This is a genomic window from Paracoccus indicus, from assembly GCF_003056335.1.
GTDB classification, from domain to species: Bacteria; Pseudomonadota; Alphaproteobacteria; order Rhodobacterales; family Rhodobacteraceae; genus Paracoccus; species Paracoccus indicus.
Window position 1 is genome coordinate 555,755 of the sequence record NZ_PYWA01000001.1, and the last position, 17,941, is coordinate 573,695.

Genomic DNA, 17,941 nt, shown 5'->3' on the forward strand with positions numbered 1-17,941 from the left:
TCGCTCATGCCTTGGCCAAAAGGTTTTCATAGACGGCGACGAGGGCGCGGGCCTCGCCCTCGATGGCGTGGTTGGTGGCGACATGGTCGCGGGCGGCAAGGCCAGCGGCGGTGCGGGCCGCGTCGTCGGAAAGCCAGCGGTCAAGGGCGGCGGTCAGGGCGGGGGCGTCGTCCTTGGGGACAAGGCTGCCGGTTTCGCCGTCGCGGATCAGGGTTTCATAGGCACCGACGCGGGCGGCGACGGTGGGAACGCCGCAGGCCATCGCCTCGAGCGGGGTCAGCCCGAAGCCTTCCCATCGGGCGGGGGCCGCGAACAGGTCCAGCGCCTGGTAATGCCGCACCACCTGGTCCCAAGGCAGTTCGCCTAGGAACCGGATGCGATCGGCCAGACCCGCGGCCTTGATCCGGGCCAGAAGGTCGTCGGTGAAGGCGCGATTGTCCTGGGTGATGCGGCCGGTAAAGATGATCTGGGCCTTCGGGTGCTTCGGCAGCAGCTCCAACCCCGCCTGCACCAGCAGATCGACGCCCTTCTGTGCGCGCACCCGCCCGAAACAGCCGATCAGCACGGCGTCGGGGTCCAGCCCCAGCTCGGCCCGCAGGGCGGCGCGGTCGGGGGCAGGGCGGAAGATCTGCGTGTCGACGCCATGCAGGATGACGGTGGCGGGACGCTCCAGATAGCTGGCCGCCTGCGGTGAGGTCGCGACCAGCGCGTCCTGCTGCCGGATCAGCCAGCGGGTGAAACCGGTATGGCTGCGCTGTGCGGCCGAGGTGAACAGCAGCCGGTATTTCCGGCGCAGCACCCGCCGCAGGATCAGCCCAAGCGCCATTTCCGTGTTGCGCCGTGCATGCCAGACGCGCCAGCGGTCGCGGGGCAGGGTGGCCGCGCGGGTCAGCGGGATATGGGGGACGTCCTCGGGCAGGCCGGGGCCGGTGGCGCGGATGGCGATCATGCGTGCCTGCACGGGGATCAGCCGGACCACGGTCGCCGTCACGCCGGACAGCCGCCGCTTCAGGTTCGGGGCCACGACCAGGGGGGTGTCATCCATTCTCGGCCTCGGGCGTCAGGAAATACAGCAGGAACCCGACCACCAGCGGGATCAGGAAGAACAGCCACAGCATAGCGAAGGCCTGCGCCGAGGGGTAGGCCGCCTGCGCCGCCCCGAAAACCGGCCTTGATGCGAATTGCATCACCCCCGCGCCCCCGATGGAAAACATGTTCAGGAAGGTCACGCCCCGCCCAACCAGATGCCGCGGCAGGAAGGATTTGCCATGCGCCATCAGCAAGGGATAGCCCGACCCGAAGAAGCCCAGCACCACCAGCAGAGCCGCCGCCCATGCAGGCCCAAGGCCCGGCGCCAGCCACATGATGCTTAGCGCCGCGATCATCACGGCGGTGAAGGTCAGCATGGCGCGCCGCGCACCGCCCAGCAGACGCGTCGCGGGTCCGGCGGCAAAGCTGCCCGCCACCATCGCCAGCCCCATGGCCAGGGTGTATCGTCCAATCTGGGTGGCATCGGCGCCGTGCACCTGTTCCAACCACGGACCCGCCCAAAGACCGCGGATCGCCGCGGCCACGGCGTAGTTCACCGCAAACAGCGGCAGGATGAACCACAGCGCCCGCAGCCGAAGGATCTGCGCGACCGAACCCTGCGGCTGGTCCGACCCAAGCGCCGCCGGATCGCGGACCTTGGCCAAGACCAGCCCCGCTGCCATCAGCGTGACCGCCGCCAGCCCCCACAGCGTCGCGCGCCAGCCAAGCGTCTGGATCACCCAGACCAGCGGCGCGGCCCCCAGGATGTTGCCAAGCGAGCCGAACCCCACCAGCACGCCTGCCAACGTTCCGAAGGCCGAGGCCGGGTATTCCCGCGCAAAGATGTAATAGGGACCCATCAATGCGGGCGAACAGCCGATGCCCAGCAGGGTCATGGCGACATGCAGATGCCAGGGTGCCGTGGCCAGCGCGAAGGCAGCGGCCCCGCCCGCTCCGCCCAGACCCAGCAGCAGGCCCACGGTCCGGCGCGGTCCCCATCGGTCCAGCGCCGCCCCCACGGGCAACTGCAACAGCGCGAAGGCGATGAACCACAGCCCCGACGACAGCGCCAGATCGCCCGCCGTCGCGCCCAGCTGCTCGCGGAGCGTGGGGGCCAGTACCGCCAGAAACGCCCGATAGAACTGGCTGAGCATATAGCCCAGCACCAGACTGGCCAGACCCGCTGAATATGCCGGCATGTGATCCTCCGCTTCCCGACGGCAGGCTGTGCCATGGCAGCGGATCTTGCAAGATGTGCAAGTCGGCGCGGATCAGTCCGCCGGGGCGTCCGCTTGCGGCGCGGTCTGGGCGGCCGATTGTGTGCCGCCGCCCATCGCGATCAGCTTGTCCACGGTGTCCTGCACCCCCGGTCCCAGCTTGTCGCAGGCCTGCGGATCCTCCATCAGGCCGAAGGCAGGGCGGAAGTATTCGCGGTCATAGGTGATCGGGTCCAGCTTCAGCTTTTCGGTCAGTGCATCCGTTGTGCCGGTCATCAGCTGCCACGCGCCGTCGCCCACGTCATGGTCCGGACAATTCGAGGTGATGACATTCGCCCGCGCCAGTTCATGCGCCAGATCACGCGCCTGCGCGTCGTCCAGGCCCGAAACATCGGGCAGCGGCACCACCAGGCGGTCGCCGGGTATTCCTTCGGCACCCTGCGCCAAGGCGCCGTTCAGGGGCATGGCTGCACCGGCCGACAGCATGGCTGCCATGACGATCCGCATGGTTCTCATCGCGTTTCCCATCAGTCACTCTGCCCATAAGGTCGGCCAGCGAATGCCCGCATGCAAGGCAACTCACCGTGAGCGGGCCCGTGATCTTGACCCTAGGGCGGGGCTTGTCTAACCCGAAACGAAACGCGCCGCGGCTGGCGCAAACGGAGGGATCATGTCCGACCAATACTCGCTTCTCATCCTGCCCGGCGACGGGATCGGCCCCGAAGTCATGGCCGAGGTCGTCAAGGTCATCGGCTGGTTCGAAAGCAACCGCGGGATGAGCTTCGATGTCAACCAGGACCTGGTCGGCGGTGCCGCCTATGACGCGCATGGCGTGCCCCTGGCCGATGCCACGATGGACAAGGCGCAATCGGTCGATGCGGTCCTGCTGGGTGCCGTGGGCGGCCCGAAGTACGATGTGCTGGATTTCAGCGTCAAACCCGAACGCGGCCTGCTGCGCCTGCGCAAGGAAATGGACTTGTTCGCGAACCTGCGCCCCGCGCAATGCTTCGACGCGCTGGCCGATTTCTCGTCCCTCAAGCGCGAGGTCGTGGCCGGTTTGGACATCCTGATCGTGCGCGAACTGACCAGCGGCGTCTATTTCGGCGAACCGCGCGGCATCCATGCCGATGACAACAACCCCGACAACGAGGGTGGCCGCGTCGGCATCAACACCCAACGCTATACCAGCGGAGAGATCCGCCGCGTCGCCCGTTCCGCATTCGAGCTGGCCCGCCGTCGCGGCAATCGCGTCTGTTCGATGGAAAAGGCCAACGTCATGGAATCGGGCATCCTGTGGCGTGAAGAGGTGCAATGGGTCCATGACAACGAATACCCCGATGTCGAGCTAAGCCATATGTATGCCGACAACGGCGCGATGCAGCTGGTCCGCCGCCCGCAGCAGTTCGACGTCATCGTCACCGACAACCTGTTCGGCGACGTGCTGTCTGATGCGGCTGCGATGCTGACCGGATCCTTGGGCATGCTGCCCTCGGCCAGCCTTGGCGCCAAGATGGCGAACGGTCGTCCGAAGGCCATGTACGAGCCCGTCCACGGCTCTGCCCCCGACATCGCGGGTGAAGGCAAGGCCAATCCCATCGCCTGCATCCTCAGCTTCGCCATGGCGCTGCGCTACAGCTTCGATCAAGGCGATGCGGCGGCGGAGCTGGAGCGCGCCGTTGAACGCGTGCTGGCCAAGGGGGTTCGCACCGCCGACCTGATGGGCCCAGAAGGCGGCACGCCCGTCAGCACCGTCCAGATGGGCGACCATATCATCGCGGCACTGTCGCAGGGGGTCTGATGGCACTATCGGGAAACGTCAAAGGGGCGCTGCTGCAGCTTGCGGCCATGGGCCTTTATGCCACGCATGACGTGATCATCAAATCGCTCGGGGCCACCTACCCCGCGTTGCAGATCCTGTTCTTCGCCTCGCTTCTGTCTTTCCCGCTGGTCTCGATCATCCTGATGAGCAACCCCCAACCCGGCACCCTGCGTCCCGCAAACCCGGGTTGGGTGGTCCTGCGCACGATCTGCGCCGTCGTGGCGGGGATGGCGGGCTTCTACGCCTTCTCTACCCTGCCGCTGACGCAGGTCTATGCGATCCTGTTCACCACACCCTTGCTGATCACCCTGCTCTCCATCCCCCTGCTGGGGGAACGGGTGGGCGTGCATCGCCTTGGTGCCGTCGTCGTCGGCCTGTCGGGTGTGCTGATCGTCTTGCGCCCCGGCACGCAGGAACTGCAGCTGGGCCATCTGGCCGCCATGTGCAGCGCGATGGCCGGCGCGGTGGCGGCCATCGTCATCCGCCGTCTGGGGTCGCGGGAACGCCCGCTGGTCCTGATGATGTGGCCGATGCTGGGGAACTTCCTTGCCACGGGCGCGGCCCTGACCGTCAGCTATCAGCCGATGCAGTTGCACCATTTGGGCATGACCGGCATCATCGCCAGCCTGGGGCTGATCGCCAGCTTCCTGGTCATTCAAGCCTATCGCGCGGGCGAGGCCACGACCGTCGCACCGATGCAATATTCCCAGATCCTCTGGGCGACCGGCTACGGCTGGTTCCTCTTCGGCGAGGGCGTCGATCTGCCGACGATCGTCGGTGCGGGCGTCATCATCGCCTCGGGCATCTACATCCTCGTGCGCGAGGGGCGCGGCGGTGTCTCGGCCAATCGTCCCGTGACGTCTTCGCGCATGCGCAGCGAAACGGTCACGACGCCGAAATCCACGATCATGCAAAGATTGTGGCCGCAGCGCAGCTGATTGGGGCTTGCATTCGCGCCCGTTGCGCGATACCTGCCCCACCTACGGTCGGAGCGTAGCGCAGCCTGGTAGCGCACCTGCTTCGGGAGCAGGGGGTCGGAGGTTCGAATCCTCTCGCTCCGACCATTTTCCCGTTGTTCTGTAGCGCATAGTTCTGCCTTTTCTATTGGGCAGTCTGCCTCTCGGGGCTGCTAGCTTAACGAAAACGGACGGCCAGCGGTCGGCGTTGCATCAACGCGAAGAGCCCAATGCCGACATTCGTTGCATTTTCAAGTATCATCAATATACCGGTGAAGCATGATCTTTCGCCCTGCATTGCGCCCGGACCGTGACTCTATCATCTCGCTTCATGTCGAGATCAGCCAGCAGGCATATGCACAGATCCTTCCGCACGACTATCTGCGGAATGCGATGCCTACCGAAAAGCTGCGCTTGTGGAAGCAACGGTTCGAAGACCTCGATGATCCGAACACACAGATCACCGTTGCGCAGCATGAAGCCAGCGTGGCTGGCTTCATCTGCTTTCAGTTTGACCATGAACCCGAGTTTGGCAGCTACTTGCACAACCTGTATCTGGGAAGGGATTGGCGGGGCAGTGGACATGGCCGTGCCCTGATCCGAAATGCGCTAGATCGCTTCGATCCTTATAGACTTGGCCATGCTGTGCATCTGATCGCGTTCTCAGAAAATGCGCCTGCACGGCGCCTTTACGATGGTCTTGGTGGAACTGTGGTTGAGCAGTCGATAAGGCGGCGTGGCAACAACCCTCCGGTCGAAGTGGTGCGCTACCAATGGCAGAGCGCCCGCCTCCTTGCAGACGCCACTCGCGTGCATCACCGTCCCTAAATGGCAGCTAGGTCCCGCAGAGCTGACGCCACCTATTTGCGGCGACAGCTACCTGAAGAGCCCATAGCAGCCCTCCGTTACTGCTGGTAAGGTATTTTCTTGCTTACTAAGATGCTGGCATGAGCATAGAAACCTGTCTTCATATTCGTTCGGCCGAAGTGAGCGATGCAGCGACCGTCGCTGCCTTCGCTAACTTGCCCGGCGTCCGGCATGGCACGCTATGGATGCCCTATGATTCACGTTCCAGGATTGAGCGCCGGATCACGGAGAGCTCGGGATGCCACCTCCTGGTAGGGTGTCTTCATAAGGAAGGTGTCGAAAGGATTGTTGCATATGGCGGGCTGCTGCCACGCAGCAGGCGAGCGGCGCACGTTGGAGAAATCTTTCTGATTGTTCACGATGACTATACAGGATGTGGCTATGGAACCCGCCTTCTGATGGCTCTTCTTGACCTTGCAGACAATTGGCTGGGTCTGCGCCGCGTCGAACTTGAAGTGAATGTGGATAACGCTCCTGCCATACACATTTACACACAACACGGCTTTGAGCTGGAAGGAACCAAGCGGGGAGACGCTCTTCGTAACGGTGTATTGATCGACACGCACATTATGGGAAGATTGCGGGAAGCTCCGGTTCGGCAGACACCTTAGCACCGTCCGCTGGTGTGAACCCTAAAAGCCCACTTTGTCCCGCAGAGGCCCAACCAGAGTAGTGCTAAGGCACCGGCGTAAGGAGCCCTTTGCAAACCTTCGTCCTTTAGGTGCTACTGTCGTAGCAACGGGGGAACGCATATGCCTGCTGACTACAAAATCCGCCGCGCGGAAGCGGAAGACTACGACCTCTTGGTCAAACACTATCTAGCTTTGTGGGACAGCTATGGCGTGCCGCGAGCACATCACAGGGCAGATGCAAGAAATGTGGTGCATGACTTTCTAGAGAAAGGCGGCACTGAGCTAGAACTGGGTGCTTTCATCTGTGAGCACAGGAGTATCGCCGTAGCCTCCGCCTGTTGCCAAGTCCGGCAGTCACCTTACCCTGAAGTGCTGCAAGAGCCGCATCGAAAAATTGGGTATATTTGGAGTGTCTATATTGAAGAGGGTCATCAGAAGCAGGGGCTTGGCAGCGCTTTAATGCGTTCTTGTTTGGACCACCTGCAAAGCATCAACTGCACATCTGTAGTCTTGCATAGCTCTGAAGCAGGAAAGCGCCTCTATCAGAAGTTTGGTTTCAGTCCAACCGACGAGTTGAGCGTTTCTTGGCAAGGTTAGGTTGGATGTCGGCTTGGTCCCGCGCGCCGGTCGGAGGCTGCCGTGAGCCCGAAGCCGTCATTCCAATCGCTCTCTATCCGAACGATGATCCCGCAATCAGCTCTTGGAAGAACCCATGCCACTGCCATACGCGCGCCTTGCAGATCCCACGTCATACGAGTTGCCGCAAACTGTACGGACACCCCGGCTTCAACTTCGCCCGGTAACCGCGGATGACGCCGCAGCGGTGAGGCAGGCAAGGGGCGAAAGCTATGCAGAGCTTTTGCCGTGGTTTCACGAGTTGATGGGGACACCGGACCAAGAACACGATTTACAATGGCAGTCGAAGCGTCTGGCACAAGCCGCAGAAGCCGCTCAACGACGCGAGCGATTGCCCTATCTTGCATGGGCCTCAGGCGTCTGCATCGGAGCCGTCGATCTCATCCCGCTTTGGCGACGGGGCCAATTCCGCCTGTCCTACTGGGTGCGATCCTCGGCTTCTGGAAAAGGGTACGGAGCTGAGGCGGTAAATGCGATGATACGAATTTCGTTTGAAGTATGGGATGCACGCTTGGTAACCACAGGCCATGCAGCGCCCAATACAGCAAGCGCGCGCTTGGCACAGAAGCTGGGCTTCCGGAAAATAGCGCACCAACCTCTTGGTTGTGAACTGCCTGACGGGCTTCTCGTTGACGGTATCGCCTACGCCATCGAGAACGTTTCTGTATTGCCACCGCTGAAAGTTTCATGGGGCTGAATGGCGGCTTGGTCCGCAGAGCTGACGCCACCTATTTGCGGCGACAGCTACCTGAAGAGCCCTTACCGGACCTTCGCATACATTCGGCAATCCCTTGGAGCATCGGAAACATTTGGGTGCAGGAAGTAGCGCCTAAGCACACCCTCGAATGCCATACCCACTTTCTCAAGCACCCGCGCTGATGCAGCGTTATCCACATCGCAAAAAGCTTCGGTACGGTGGATCTGCGGGTGGTCCAATGCGTGCTCTACAAGCCATCTCATGACCTCGGTGGCACAGCCCTTTCCCCAGCTCGCAGGGCTGAGCACATACCCGTAGCTTACGGTCGATCCCCGCATGTGCGGATGAAACATGCCAACAAGTTCACGCGGTGCCTGACGATCAAAGGCAACCAGGGGAAAGCCAGCGGCATCATCCCATTCTTTCGCCACCCGCTCAAGAAACGCCCTTGTCTCTTGGACACGCTGATGTGGTTTCCAGCCTAGGTAACGGGTTGCGATGACATCCGTCCCGTAGCTATCGAAGATTGCTCCGGCATCATCTGACGTGACCCGTCTTAGTAGATAGCGGTCAGTCTGAAGTTCTTCGGGAAGGCGATAGGCGTTGTTCATCTCGGGCATGATAAACTTCTTCCGCCAGCAAGCAACGGCAGCTTTGTCCCGCATCTCGGACATTAAAGCCCTAATCGGATCATATGATTGCGCTGATAAAGGCAATCAGTATCGTAATCTCGATACCGCCGAAGGACATACAATGTATACCTACCGACCGCTCACGGCCGACGATGCGTCATGCTGGAAGGAGCTATACACCATCGGTGCGCAAGATTTTCCCTTGGGTTTCTTGATGACGCCTGCCGAGGTTGATGACCTAAGCCTAGAGAAATGCCGAAGCGTCCTTGATGCAGGCGGCATGCGCGGCGTGTTCTCCCACGACGCCCTTGTAGGGTTCTGTGGATTTCGTCGGTTTATGCCGTCACGCGTCAGGCACAGAGGTGAAATCGGGCCTTTCTTCGTGAAGAGAGAATTTCAGGGCGCAGGGGCAGCGCAAGCTCTCATGGCTGGGGTTCTTGCAGAGGCAAAGGATGCTGGCATCAAGCAACTCGAACTTGGGGTTGCACAACAAAACCATCGAGCGATCGCTTTTTACGAACGGCGAGGGTTCAAGAGATACGGGGAGCATCCCGATGCAGTGCGAGATGACGGAGGCGAGGCAGCGGCTTTCTATACCGCCTGCTCATTCCTGAGTGACCGCTTTGTCCCGCATAGCAGACGCTAGTACGTCGCTGCCGTGCGTCTGCTATGCAGGACTTTTCAGACATTGACCAATAGCAGGCGCACTATGAGTGTCCTGCTATCAGCGCCCGTCACCATAGGCTCGCCATGCCCCAGATCGTCCGCTATTTGACACATCCACAGGTTCTTATGGAGCCTCTTAAAGACGTTCGGGCGTGGTCACTGAATGAAGTTGGCAGCACTCGAGTCGCTACATTGGCTGCCCAACTCGGGTCTCTCTCGGGAACTCGCAGGGTAATCAGCAGCGATGAAACCAAGGCTCTTGAGACTGCTACGCCTCTCTCGTTGGCATTGGGCGTACCTCTAGAGGTCCGACCGCGAATGCACGAAAATGACCGCAGCTCGACCGGTTTCCTCCCGCCACAGGAATTTGAGGCCGTTGCGGATCAGTTCTTTGCCGAGCCTGCCGTGAGCGTGCGCGGTTGGGAGACGGCAAACAGCGCGCAGCGTCGCATTGTGGACGAGTTTGAAGCCTGCCTGGCAGGCCCGCATGAAGGGGATATTCTGTTCGTGGGGCATGGAGGGGTCGGTACTTTACTGTTCTGCGCATTGTCGGGCATCGGTATCGACCGCCGCTTTGATCAGGGCCCGGGAGGTGGTGGTTGCTGGTTCGCCTTGGACTCCCAACTTCGGAGGCCACAAAATGAATGGCAGCCGATGGAAGCCCTCATGACCGGTAGTTAAGGGCTCTTTGCGTTGACGCTGCCTGGCAGTCGAGAGGCTGCTTTTCAGAGATATGGTGATCGCGGGCACCGCGATCGCTGATCCAACGGACAGCCGCGCCTCCGCTTCGCTCTGGTACGGCTGACGATCTTTCATTTCTTTTTCCGCCTGCCATCCGGCCGGCGATCCGAACACGGGCTCTGGTGCCGCTGCGCGTCAGCCTCCACGGAGAAATCCGGTTCCTCCCACGCGCAAGCGCGCGGGCCCCTCCCAATTTCACCGCTCCGGCCCCGTGTGTCAGATCACCGTCCGGCCGCAGGTCGGGCTGCGCCCACCCTGCTTTGCCCTTCGGATGACATGAGGTCATCCAAAGTGAAAAGCAGCGATGGCTTCGCCACTGGCGGAACAGGAAGGAGCGCCACGACATGTCGGACCAGTTCGGAACATGGGCCAGAGATTGGGCTGCGGCCCATCAGAGGCAGACCTTTGTGACAGGAAAGGCAAGACCGTCTTTGCATCGGAAACAGGCCCCACTGATTTCATGCAATTTTCCCCACCGCTGAAGGCAGAACTATCTGCGCCCTGCCACCCGTTTGTTGATTGCCACTGATGGCTTCCTTGCGTAGCAACGATTCCTCCTTTGCGGCAGCAGCACTGTCGTAATTCTCAATGAACAATCATTCGAGCATTCCGCCAGAATTCTCATCTCCAACGTTCAATGCGACCGCTGTTTGTGGGGCTGCTGCGCTGCCACCCTCGGCGCTGCAATCATTATGTCCTTGCTATAATCCGCAACTGGTCTTGGGTACGAGACTTTCACGAAGCGCGAATGACACACGGGCCATCGGGTCGGGAGGGACGGGTGTCAGGAATTCCCTCCGGGGCGGATTGTTCCTATAGGCCTAGGGATGTGTTTGAATGGCGGGGGGTGTTGGGATGAAGCGGAACAGGGTGACCTTGGATCAGGTGGCCAAGGCCGCCGGGGTGTCGCGGGCTACGGTTTCGCTTGTGGTGCGCAAGTCGTCATTGGTGGCGGATCGGACCCGTGACCGGGTCGAGCAGGTCATGGCCGATCTGGATTATGTGCGTGATATCGGCGCGGCGCGGCTGCGCAACAACAGCAGTCGTACGGTCGGCGTGGTGGTTCCGAACCTGCTGAACCCCTTCTTTACCGAGTTCCTGTCGGGGGCCGAGCAGGTTCTGGGACAGGGCGACCGTGTCGTCTTGCTGGCCAACAGCCATGATGACACGCATCTGCAATCCCAGATCCTGCAACGGTTTCGCGGGCATGGCGTGGACGGGCTGATCCTCTGTCCTGCGGCGGGCACGGATCCGGCACTGCTGACGCGGGTGCGGGACTGGGGGCTGCCGGTGGTGCAATCCATGCGCGAGGTGGGCGACAGGCTGACGGATTATGCTGGTGGCGACTATATCCAGGGGGTGCGCCTTGCCGTGCGGCACCTTGTCGAGGGCGGGTATCGACGGATCGCCTTCCTGTCGGTGCGTGCGCGGACCTCGGCGCGGGCGGAACGGTTGCAGGGGTTTGATCTGGCGCTGGCCGAAACGGGTGCGACCAATGCCGGCATCATCGAAACCGAGCTGACGTGGGAGGCCTCGGTCGCTGCCGCCAGGGAAATCCTGACCGGCGGGCCGACCGCCATCCTGTGCTTCAATGACGTTCTGGCCGCGGGGTTGATGGTGGGGCTGCGCCACGAGGGCTGCACGCCGGGGCGCGATGTGGCGGTCGTGGGTCTGGACGATCTGGAAATGGCGCAGATGGTCTGGCCGCCCCTGACCAGCGTGGCCATGCACCCCACGCGCATCGGCGCCAGCGCCGCACGGTTGCTGATGCGACGGCTGGCCGAACCCGATGCGCCCGTGCTGCGCGACCGCATCGATCCGCATCTGATGATCCGAAGCAGCAGCCGCAACGAAAAGGTTTGACTTCGCCATGTGTCGAATTTAGATCGTTCTAAATAGGAATGGAAACATCTGCGGGGAGGCCGATGTATCAATTCAACTTCCAACCTGTCTTCGACAGCATCGACCTGTTGCTGAACGGTGCCTGGCTGACGGTGCGCCTGTCGCTGATGGCCATGGCGGCGGGGCTGGTGGTCTCGGTGCTGGGGGCGGTGGGCAAGACCTCGGGGATTCGCGCGCTGAGGGTCCTGATCGACATCTATGTCGAGGTGATCCGCAACACGCCCTTCCTGATCCAGATCTTCTTCATCTATTTCGGGCTGCCCGCGGTGGGGCTGTCGATGTCGCCCGACAGTGCGGCGCTGCTGGCGCTGGTCATCAACGTCGGCGCCTATGGGACCGAGATCATCCGTTCGGGCATCGAATCCATCCCGCGCGGCCAGATCGAGGCGGGACGCGCCCTTGGCCTGAGCCCCGTGCAGATCTTCCGCCATGTCGTGATCCGTCCGGCGCTGCGCAACGTCTATCCCTCGCTGACCAGCCAGTTCATCTACCTGATGCTGACCTCCAGCGTGGTCTCGGTGATCTCGGCCAACGACCTGGCCTCGGCGGGGGCGGATCTGAACGCCCGCACCTTCGCCAGCTTCGAGATCTATCTGGTGCTGACGATCATGTATTTCCTGCTGGCCCTCGGCTTTTCGACGGCCTTCGGGATGATCCGGCGCGTGTTCTTCGATTATCCGGCGGGGCGTTGACATGATCCGTGAATTCACCTCGGCCGAGCTGCTGTTCATCGTGGGCGCGATCCGCTGGACGCTGATCCTGTCGGCCATCGCCTTTCTGGGCGGGGCCATCGGCGGGCTGGGCATCGCCTTGGCACGCACCTCGCAGGGTCGCGCGCTGCGCCGCGTCGCGGCTGGCTTCATCCAGGTGTTCCAAGGCACGCCGCTGCTGATGCAGCTGTTCCTGGTCTATTTCGGGCTGGCCGTCGTGGGGCTGCCGATCAACCCGCTGCTAGCCGCCGCCGTCGCCCTGACCCTGCATGCCAGCGCCTATCTGGGCGAAATCTGGCGCGGTGCCATCCAGGCGGTTCCCCAGGGCCAGTCCGAGGCTGCGACCGCGCTGGCCCTGTCCTATTCCGACCGGATGCGCCACGTCGTGCTGCCGCAGGCCATGCGCCTTGCAGTCGCGCCGACCGTCGGTTTCCTGGTGCAGCTGATCAAGGGGACCTCGCTGGCCTCGATCATCGGCTTCACGGAACTGACGCGGGCCGGTCAGATCATCAACAACGCGACCTTCAAGCCGTTTCTGGTCTTTGGCACGGTGGCCGCGCTGTACTTCATGCTGTGCTGGCCGCTGTCCTTGCTGGCACGCCGTATGGAAACCCGCATGCGCCGCGCCATCACGCGCTGATCTTGTCCTTGGAGGAGGAAACCATGACCCTGAACCGCCGCCTGTTCACCACCATCGCCGCCAGCGCGCTGGCCCTCGGCCTTGCCGGTGCCACCCTTGCCGCCGATCTGGCCGACATCGAAAGCGCAGGCACCGTCAAGGTCGGCATGCTGGTCGATTTCCCGCCCTTCGGCCTGCAGGACAATTCGGGCAATCCCGACGGCTATGACGCCGATGTGGCCAAGGCGCTTGGCGAATACCTGGGTATGGACACGCAGATCGTGCCGGTGACCGGCCCCAACCGCATTCCCTATCTGCTGTCGGGTCAGGTCGATGTGCTGGTCGCATCCCTTGGCATCACCGAGGAGCGCGCCCAGAAGGTCGACTTCTCGGACCCCTATGCGGGGATCAGCATCGCCGTCTATGGCGACAAGGGGGTCGATGTGTCCGAGGCCGCGGGGCTTGACGGTCAGGCCATCGCCGTGACCCGCGCCTCGACCCAGGACAGCGGCGTGACCGCCGTCGCGCCCGAGGGCACGCAGATCCAGCGCTTCGACGATGATGCCACCGCCGTGCAGGCGCTGATGTCGGGGCAGGTCAAGCTGATCGGGGCCTCGAACATCATCATGGCGCAGATCACGCAGGCGACGGGCGATCGCTTCGACAAGAAGTTCGATCTTTCCAGCCAGGTGCAGGGCATCGCGGTGGCGCCCGGGTCGGACGCGCTGCTGGACAAGGTGAACGCCTTTGTGGGTCAGGCCACGGAAGACGGCACGCTGGACGGCATCCACGAGAAATGGCTGGGCGAGCCTCTGCCCGATTTCGTCAAGACCGCCAAGTGATCCGACAGCCCGGCCATTCGTGGCCGGGCACTTCCGGAAGGGACGCCCCATGACCGAACACGCCATCATCATGCGCGCCGTGAACAAGTATTACGGTGCCTTCCACGCCCTGACCGACATCGACCTGACGGTCCAGCCGGGCGAACGCATCGTCATCTGCGGCCCGTCGGGGTCCGGCAAGTCGACGCTGATCCGCACCATCAACCAGCTTGAGGCGATTGAATCCGGCACCATCACCGTGGACGGGGTCGAGCTTACGGCGGGCGGCGACAATGTCGCCAAGGTGCGGCGCGACGTGGGGATGGTGTTCCAGTCCTTCAACCTGTTCCCGCATATGACCGTGCTGGAAAACTGCATGCTGGCGCCGATGAAGACCCGCAAGGTGTCGCGGGCCGAAGCGAAGGCCACCGCACAGCATTATCTGGAGCGCGTGAAGATCCCCGAACAGGCCGACAAATATCCCGCCCAGCTGTCGGGCGGCCAGCAACAGCGTGTCGCCATTGCCCGCGCCCTGTGCATGAAGCCGCGCATCATGCTGTTCGATGAACCGACCAGCGCGCTGGACCCCGAAATGGTCAAGGAGGTGCTGGACACCATGATCGATCTGGCCCGCGAAGGTATGACAATGCTTTGCGTCACGCATGAGATGGACTTCGCCCGCGCCGTGGCCGACCGCGTCATCTTCATGAACAAGGGCGTCATCGTCGAGGAAAACGCCCCCGAGGCCTTCTTCGGCAATCCGACCAACGACCGGCTGAAGAATTTCCTGGGGCAGATCGCATGACCCGGCCCCGGATCCTGGCATTGGCCGACCTCAAGCCGCGCGACATGGCCGACAGGCTGGCGGCGGATTACACCCTTGTCCATGACATCGCCGAGGCGGGCGATGTCACTGCCGTCGTGACCGCCGGAAACATCGGGCTGTCGGCACAGCAGATGGAGGCCATGCCGGCGCTGCAGATGATCGCGGTCAATGGCGTCGGGCTTGACGCGGTCGATATGGATCAGGCCGCTCAGCGCGGCATCCGCGTCACGACCACCCCCGACGTCTTGTCGCCCGCCGTGGCCGAGATGGCCCTGGGCCTCGCCCTTGCCTGCACCCGCCAGATCGCCCAAGGCGACCGTTTCATCCGCGCGGGCGAATGGCAGCAGGGTGGCAAGCTGCCCCTTGGCCGGTCGCTGACCGAGATGCGCGCGGGCATCCTCGGCTATGGCCGCATCGGGCGGGCGCTGGCCGAGATGTTGCGCGGGCTTGGGATGCAGGTGCTTTATACGGCACGCAGTGAAAAGCCGGGTGCGCCCGATACCTTCCGACCCGATGCGCTGACGCTGGCCCGCGATTGCGATGCGCTTTTCGTCACGACCTCGGGTGGGGACAGCACGCGGGCGCTGGTCGATGCCCCGGTGCTGGCGGCGCTTGGCGCGGGCGGTATCGTGGTGAACGTCGCCCGTGGCCCGGTGGTGCAGACCCAAGCCTTGGCCGATGCGCTGCGTGACGGGACCATCGCGGGGGCCGGGCTGGACGTCTTCGACGACGAACCGCAGGTGCCACAGGCGCTGCTGGATGCGCCCAACTGCGTGCTGACCCCGCATATCGCCTCGGCCACGGAACAGGCGCGGCGTGCGATGGCGCAACTGGTGCTGGACAACCTTGCGGCGCATTTCGCGGGACGTCCCCTGCCGACACAGGTTGGCTGAGATGGATTACCTCTGCATCGGCGAGCCGCTGATCGAGTTCACCGCCATGCCCGACCGCCCCGAGGGCTTCTTGCGGAACGCGGGTGGCGACACGCTGAACACCGCCATCTATCTGTCGCGCCTGCTGGGGGCGGGGCGGGTCGGCTATCTGTCCTGCCTTGGCGACGATGGCCACAGCCTGTGGCTGCGCGATCGCATCGCATCCGAAGGCATCGACACTACTGCGCTGTCGGCCCGTGCGGGCGCGCGACCGGGGCTGAGCTTCGTGACCACGGATGGGGCAGGCGAACGCAGTTTCGCGTATTGGCGCGACCAGTCGCCCTTCCGCAGCCATTTCGACGATCCCGCCATGCTGCGCGATCTGCCCCCTGCGGATACGATCTTCCTGTCGGCCGTGGCGCTGGCGGTCCTGCACCCTGCGGGGCGCGACCACCTGATGGCCTGGCTGCAAGCGCGCCGGGACCGGGGCGCGTGGCTGGCCTTCGATACGAATTACCGCGCCCGCCTGTGGCCCGACCCGCAGATGGCGCGGCAGGTGATCGGGCGGATGGTGGCAATGGCCGATCTGCTGATGCCCTCGCTGGACGATCTGAGCGAGCTGTTCTGCGTGGCAGGTCCGCAGGCGGCGATGCAGGCCCTGATCCCGATGACCGGGGCCGAGATTGTGCTGACCACCGGCGGCGGCCCGGTCCTGCATCGAGCCTCCGGGGCGGCGGATTGGACCACTCACGACCTGCCACCCGCCGTCACGGCCATCGACACCACGGGGGCGGGGGACAGCTTCAACGCCGCATGGCTGGCGGCGCGACGGCAGGGGGCGACGGTGCCGCAGGCCGTGCAGGCCGCCGCCCGCCTTGCCGCCGTCGTGGTCCGCCATCCCGGCGCGATCCTGCCCCGTGCCGCCATGACACAACTGACACTCAAGGACGCCTGACGATGACCGATGATTTCGACGCGACAGCTGCCGCTGCCCCCTTGCTGAACGCATGGCAGGGCGGTCCGCGCCCCAGTGGCTTGACGCCATGCCCGCAGAACGTGGCCGAGGCCTATGCCGTGCAGCGTGCCGTGATGCAGGGTCTGGGCGATCCGGGCGGCGTCTGGAAGATGGCGCTGCTTGAGGGGCGCGACCGGCAGGCCGCCGTCCTGACGCGCCGCAGCCTGCATGCCTCGGGCGCGACCGTGGACCTGCCTGCCGATGCCGCGGTCGAGGTCGAGACTGCATTGGTCCTGTCAGCCGAACCCGAGGCGGCCGATCCGATGGCCGCCATCGCGGACATCCACCTTGCCTTCGAGCTGGTCGCACCACGCTTTGCCCCCGACGCCGGGTTCTCGGCATTGGAGAGCATGGCCGACGGCTTTTGCTCCAGCGGCGTGGTTCTGGGAGACCCGATCGAAGGGTGGCGGGACGGGCTGCCGGACAGGCTGGGCATCGCGCTGACTTTGGATGGTGCAAGCGTTCCCGCCACCGAAGCTGCCGCGCCGATCGATCAAGCGATGGATTTCCTGATCTGGCTGACCGCGCATGCCCGTGCGCAGGGCATGCCCCTGAAGGCGGGCGACGTCATCATCACGGGCGCCAGGATCGGTCCGCTGCCTTTGGCGGGGGCCACCGGGCTGCGCGCAACCGCCATGGGGGCGGCTGTCGGTATCGATGTCGCGTATAAGGGGGAATAAGGTGGCGGGAACCGCAGCGACCGCGTCGGCGTCAGATTTCCCGAAAGCCTGATTGTACAGGTGGGTACCGGGTAACGTGACCAGGGCCACGACAGAGCCAGCGCCCTCGGAAAACTTATAGGCCAGTGGAAATTTGGCCGATCGCGCGAAGAGCAGAAGCCCGCCGCCCTCAGAATTAGGACGCGGTGGGTGGCATTTCAAGATCCGGCGGCATCGCGCTGCGATTCATACGTGCCTGATCGTGGTGATTCCCGTGCGATTCGCGCTCCTGCTGGCGTTTAGGTGTGTTTCTGGTTGTTGGCTCTGATTTTTATCCCTGCATTATCAGCGGGTTGCGTTTGTTTTTGTGTTTTGTGTCGTTTTTCTTTGGAAACCTGCTTGCGTCCCCCGGTGGCTGTGTCTAAACACCGCTTCACCGAAGGCGGGAACGCTGGAGGGGCCGGGCAGGCGGCGCTGGAAGGCGCGGTTGACCGGGACGAAATTCTGGTTCGGATTGTCTGGAGCGGGCGTCGATTGATTGGCGCTTCTCTGGTGATTTTGTTCCTCTGCTTTTTGACATTGATAGTTTATCTGAAGAGATATGTGGGCGGTCTGGTTGTCTAAC

At 63.2% G+C, this 17,941-nt stretch carries 21 protein-coding genes and 1 tRNA gene; 17 read left to right on the forward strand and 5 right to left on the reverse strand.

The annotated features are described in order from the left end of the window. Nucleotides 1-4: 4 nt before the first annotated feature. The 3 genes from DDE75_RS02790 to DDE75_RS02800 all read right to left on the reverse strand — a co-directional run bounded on the left by DDE75_RS02790 (nt 5) and on the right by DDE75_RS02800 (nt 2,762). Nucleotides 5-1,045: a glycosyltransferase family 4 protein gene (locus DDE75_RS02790; RefSeq protein ID WP_108500831.1), complete on the reverse strand. Its 1,041-nt coding sequence runs from the start codon at nt 1,043-1,045 to the stop codon at nt 5-7. After that, nucleotides 1,038-2,228: an MFS transporter gene (locus DDE75_RS02795; RefSeq protein WP_108500832.1), complete on the reverse strand. Its 1,191-nt coding sequence runs from the start codon at nt 2,226-2,228 to the stop codon at nt 1,038-1,040. The genes DDE75_RS02790 and DDE75_RS02795 overlap by 8 nt, the downstream gene beginning before the upstream one ends. Nucleotides 2,229-2,300: 72 nt before the next feature. Then, nucleotides 2,301-2,762, reverse strand: a complete 462-nt coding sequence (locus tag DDE75_RS02800; RefSeq protein ID WP_108500914.1) for a hypothetical protein — start codon at nt 2,760-2,762, stop codon at nt 2,301-2,303. A 154-nt stretch (nt 2,763-2,916) separates the two neighbouring features. Between DDE75_RS02800 and leuB the strand changes: the two genes are divergently transcribed. The 7 genes from leuB to DDE75_RS02835 all read left to right on the forward strand — a co-directional run bounded on the left by leuB (nt 2,917) and on the right by DDE75_RS02835 (nt 7,853). Then, a complete protein-coding gene (gene leuB / locus DDE75_RS02805; RefSeq protein ID WP_108500833.1) occupies nt 2,917-4,044 on the forward strand; it encodes a 3-isopropylmalate dehydrogenase in 1,128 nt (375 codons plus the stop codon). After that, nucleotides 4,044-5,003 carry a DMT family transporter gene (locus tag DDE75_RS02810; protein WP_108500834.1) on the forward strand — a complete coding sequence of 320 codons (960 nt, stop codon included), beginning with the start codon at nt 4,044-4,046 and terminating at the stop codon, nt 5,001-5,003. Before leuB ends, DDE75_RS02810 begins: the two co-directional genes overlap by 1 nt. 49 nt (nt 5,004-5,052) lie before the next feature. Next, nucleotides 5,053-5,129 (forward strand) — tRNA-Pro (locus tag DDE75_RS02815). A 171-nt stretch (nt 5,130-5,300) separates the two neighbouring features. After that, a complete protein-coding gene (locus DDE75_RS02820) occupies nt 5,301-5,849 on the forward strand; it encodes a GNAT family N-acetyltransferase (RefSeq protein ID WP_108500835.1) in 549 nt (182 codons plus the stop codon). A gap of 119 nt (nt 5,850-5,968) precedes the next feature. Then, entirely contained in the window at nt 5,969-6,499 is a 531-nt protein-coding gene (locus tag DDE75_RS02825; RefSeq protein ID WP_108500836.1) for a GNAT family N-acetyltransferase, read from the forward strand. A gap of 141 nt (nt 6,500-6,640) precedes the next feature. Then, the gene (locus DDE75_RS02830; protein WP_108500837.1) at nt 6,641-7,117 is read left to right on the forward strand and encodes a GNAT family N-acetyltransferase; all 477 of its coding nucleotides are present in this window, start codon (nt 6,641-6,643) and stop codon (nt 7,115-7,117) included. A gap of 115 nt (nt 7,118-7,232) precedes the next feature. Next, complete coding sequence (locus tag DDE75_RS02835; protein ID WP_108500838.1) at nt 7,233-7,853, forward strand: GNAT family N-acetyltransferase; 621 nt, start codon at nt 7,233-7,235, stop codon at nt 7,851-7,853. Between the two features lie 62 nt (nt 7,854-7,915). On the opposite strand, the gene DDE75_RS02840 is transcribed toward DDE75_RS02835, so the two are convergent. Next, nucleotides 7,916-8,473 carry a GNAT family N-acetyltransferase gene (locus DDE75_RS02840; protein ID WP_245894590.1) on the reverse strand — a complete coding sequence of 186 codons (558 nt, stop codon included), beginning with the start codon at nt 8,471-8,473 and terminating at the stop codon, nt 7,916-7,918. On the opposite strand from DDE75_RS02840, the gene DDE75_RS02845 reads away from it, so the two are divergent. The 10 genes from DDE75_RS02845 (at nt 8,457) to DDE75_RS02890 (ending at nt 17,337) form a co-directional block, all read left to right on the forward strand. Next, entirely contained in the window at nt 8,457-9,131 is a 675-nt protein-coding gene (locus tag DDE75_RS02845) for a GNAT family N-acetyltransferase (protein ID WP_245894591.1), read from the forward strand. The genes DDE75_RS02840 and DDE75_RS02845 overlap by 17 nt on opposite strands. A gap of 146 nt (nt 9,132-9,277) precedes the next feature. Beyond that, on the forward strand, nt 9,278-9,832 hold the full coding sequence (locus tag DDE75_RS02850; RefSeq protein WP_245894598.1) for a histidine phosphatase family protein: 555 nt from the start codon (nt 9,278-9,280) through the stop codon (nt 9,830-9,832). A gap of 915 nt (nt 9,833-10,747) precedes the next feature. After that, entirely contained in the window at nt 10,748-11,755 is a 1,008-nt protein-coding gene (locus tag DDE75_RS02855; protein WP_108500841.1) for a LacI family DNA-binding transcriptional regulator, read from the forward strand. Between the two features lie 62 nt (nt 11,756-11,817). Further along, entirely contained in the window at nt 11,818-12,486 is a 669-nt protein-coding gene (locus DDE75_RS02860) for an amino acid ABC transporter permease (RefSeq protein WP_108500842.1), read from the forward strand. 1 nt (nt 12,487) lies between these two features. Continuing rightward, nucleotides 12,488-13,144 (forward strand): amino acid ABC transporter permease, encoded by a 657-nt coding sequence (locus tag DDE75_RS02865; RefSeq protein ID WP_108500843.1) that lies wholly within the window; start codon nt 12,488-12,490, stop codon nt 13,142-13,144. A gap of 23 nt (nt 13,145-13,167) precedes the next feature. Next, nucleotides 13,168-13,965, forward strand: a complete 798-nt coding sequence (locus DDE75_RS02870; RefSeq protein WP_108500916.1) for a transporter substrate-binding domain-containing protein — start codon at nt 13,168-13,170, stop codon at nt 13,963-13,965. A gap of 49 nt (nt 13,966-14,014) precedes the next feature. Then, nucleotides 14,015-14,749: an amino acid ABC transporter ATP-binding protein gene (locus DDE75_RS02875; RefSeq protein ID WP_108500844.1), complete on the forward strand. Its 735-nt coding sequence runs from the start codon at nt 14,015-14,017 to the stop codon at nt 14,747-14,749. After that, nucleotides 14,746-15,663, forward strand: coding sequence for a 2-hydroxyacid dehydrogenase (locus DDE75_RS02880; protein WP_108500845.1), 918 nt, complete (start codon nt 14,746-14,748; stop codon nt 15,661-15,663). Before DDE75_RS02875 ends, DDE75_RS02880 begins: the two co-directional genes overlap by 4 nt. A 1-nt stretch (nt 15,664) precedes the next feature. Further along, a complete protein-coding gene (locus tag DDE75_RS02885; RefSeq protein WP_108500846.1) occupies nt 15,665-16,597 on the forward strand; it encodes a sugar kinase in 933 nt (310 codons plus the stop codon). Nucleotides 16,598-16,599: 2 nt separating this feature from the next. Then, the gene (locus DDE75_RS02890; protein WP_211659280.1) at nt 16,600-17,337 is read left to right on the forward strand and encodes a fumarylacetoacetate hydrolase family protein; all 738 of its coding nucleotides are present in this window, start codon (nt 16,600-16,602) and stop codon (nt 17,335-17,337) included. A 324-nt stretch (nt 17,338-17,661) separates the two neighbouring features. Here DDE75_RS02890 and DDE75_RS17185 read toward each other — a convergent pair. After that, nucleotides 17,662-17,941: hypothetical protein (locus tag DDE75_RS17185; RefSeq protein ID WP_162798880.1), on the reverse strand; the 280-nt coding region annotated here is incomplete at its 5' end.

What these genes read in the sequence shown, in the direction of transcription:
- DDE75_RS02795 (WP_108500832.1), bottom strand. Translation starts at nt 2,228, where the DNA reads ATGCCGGCATATTCAGCGGGTCTGGCCAGTCTGGTGCTGGGCTATATG.
- DDE75_RS02810 (WP_108500834.1), top strand. Translation starts at nt 4,044, where the DNA reads ATGGCACTATCGGGAAACGTCAAAGGGGCGCTGCTGCAGCTTGCGGCC.
- DDE75_RS02800 (WP_108500914.1), bottom strand. Translation starts at nt 2,762, where the DNA reads ATGAGAACCATGCGGATCGTCATGGCAGCCATGCTGTCGGCCGGTGCA.
- DDE75_RS02880 (WP_108500845.1), top strand. Translation starts at nt 14,746, where the DNA reads ATGACCCGGCCCCGGATCCTGGCATTGGCCGACCTCAAGCCGCGCGAC.
- DDE75_RS02830 (WP_108500837.1), top strand. Translation starts at nt 6,641, where the DNA reads ATGCCTGCTGACTACAAAATCCGCCGCGCGGAAGCGGAAGACTACGAC.
- DDE75_RS02865 (WP_108500843.1), top strand. Translation starts at nt 12,488, where the DNA reads ATGATCCGTGAATTCACCTCGGCCGAGCTGCTGTTCATCGTGGGCGCG.
- DDE75_RS02890 (WP_211659280.1), top strand. Translation starts at nt 16,600, where the DNA reads ATGACCGATGATTTCGACGCGACAGCTGCCGCTGCCCCCTTGCTGAAC.
- DDE75_RS02820 (WP_108500835.1), top strand. Translation starts at nt 5,301, where the DNA reads ATGATCTTTCGCCCTGCATTGCGCCCGGACCGTGACTCTATCATCTCG.
- leuB (WP_108500833.1), top strand. Translation starts at nt 2,917, where the DNA reads ATGTCCGACCAATACTCGCTTCTCATCCTGCCCGGCGACGGGATCGGC.
- DDE75_RS02835 (WP_108500838.1), top strand. Translation starts at nt 7,233, where the DNA reads ATGCCACTGCCATACGCGCGCCTTGCAGATCCCACGTCATACGAGTTG.
- DDE75_RS02885 (WP_108500846.1), top strand. Translation starts at nt 15,665, where the DNA reads ATGGATTACCTCTGCATCGGCGAGCCGCTGATCGAGTTCACCGCCATG.
- DDE75_RS02855 (WP_108500841.1), top strand. Translation starts at nt 10,748, where the DNA reads ATGAAGCGGAACAGGGTGACCTTGGATCAGGTGGCCAAGGCCGCCGGG.
- DDE75_RS02790 (WP_108500831.1), bottom strand. Translation starts at nt 1,045, where the DNA reads ATGGATGACACCCCCCTGGTCGTGGCCCCGAACCTGAAGCGGCGGCTG.
- DDE75_RS02860 (WP_108500842.1), top strand. Translation starts at nt 11,818, where the DNA reads ATGTATCAATTCAACTTCCAACCTGTCTTCGACAGCATCGACCTGTTG.
- DDE75_RS02850 (WP_245894598.1), top strand. Translation starts at nt 9,278, where the DNA reads ATGGAGCCTCTTAAAGACGTTCGGGCGTGGTCACTGAATGAAGTTGGC.
- DDE75_RS02840 (WP_245894590.1), bottom strand. Translation starts at nt 8,473, where the DNA reads ATGCCCGAGATGAACAACGCCTATCGCCTTCCCGAAGAACTTCAGACT.
- DDE75_RS02875 (WP_108500844.1), top strand. Translation starts at nt 14,015, where the DNA reads ATGACCGAACACGCCATCATCATGCGCGCCGTGAACAAGTATTACGGT.
- DDE75_RS02825 (WP_108500836.1), top strand. Translation starts at nt 5,969, where the DNA reads ATGAGCATAGAAACCTGTCTTCATATTCGTTCGGCCGAAGTGAGCGAT.
- DDE75_RS02870 (WP_108500916.1), top strand. Translation starts at nt 13,168, where the DNA reads ATGACCCTGAACCGCCGCCTGTTCACCACCATCGCCGCCAGCGCGCTG.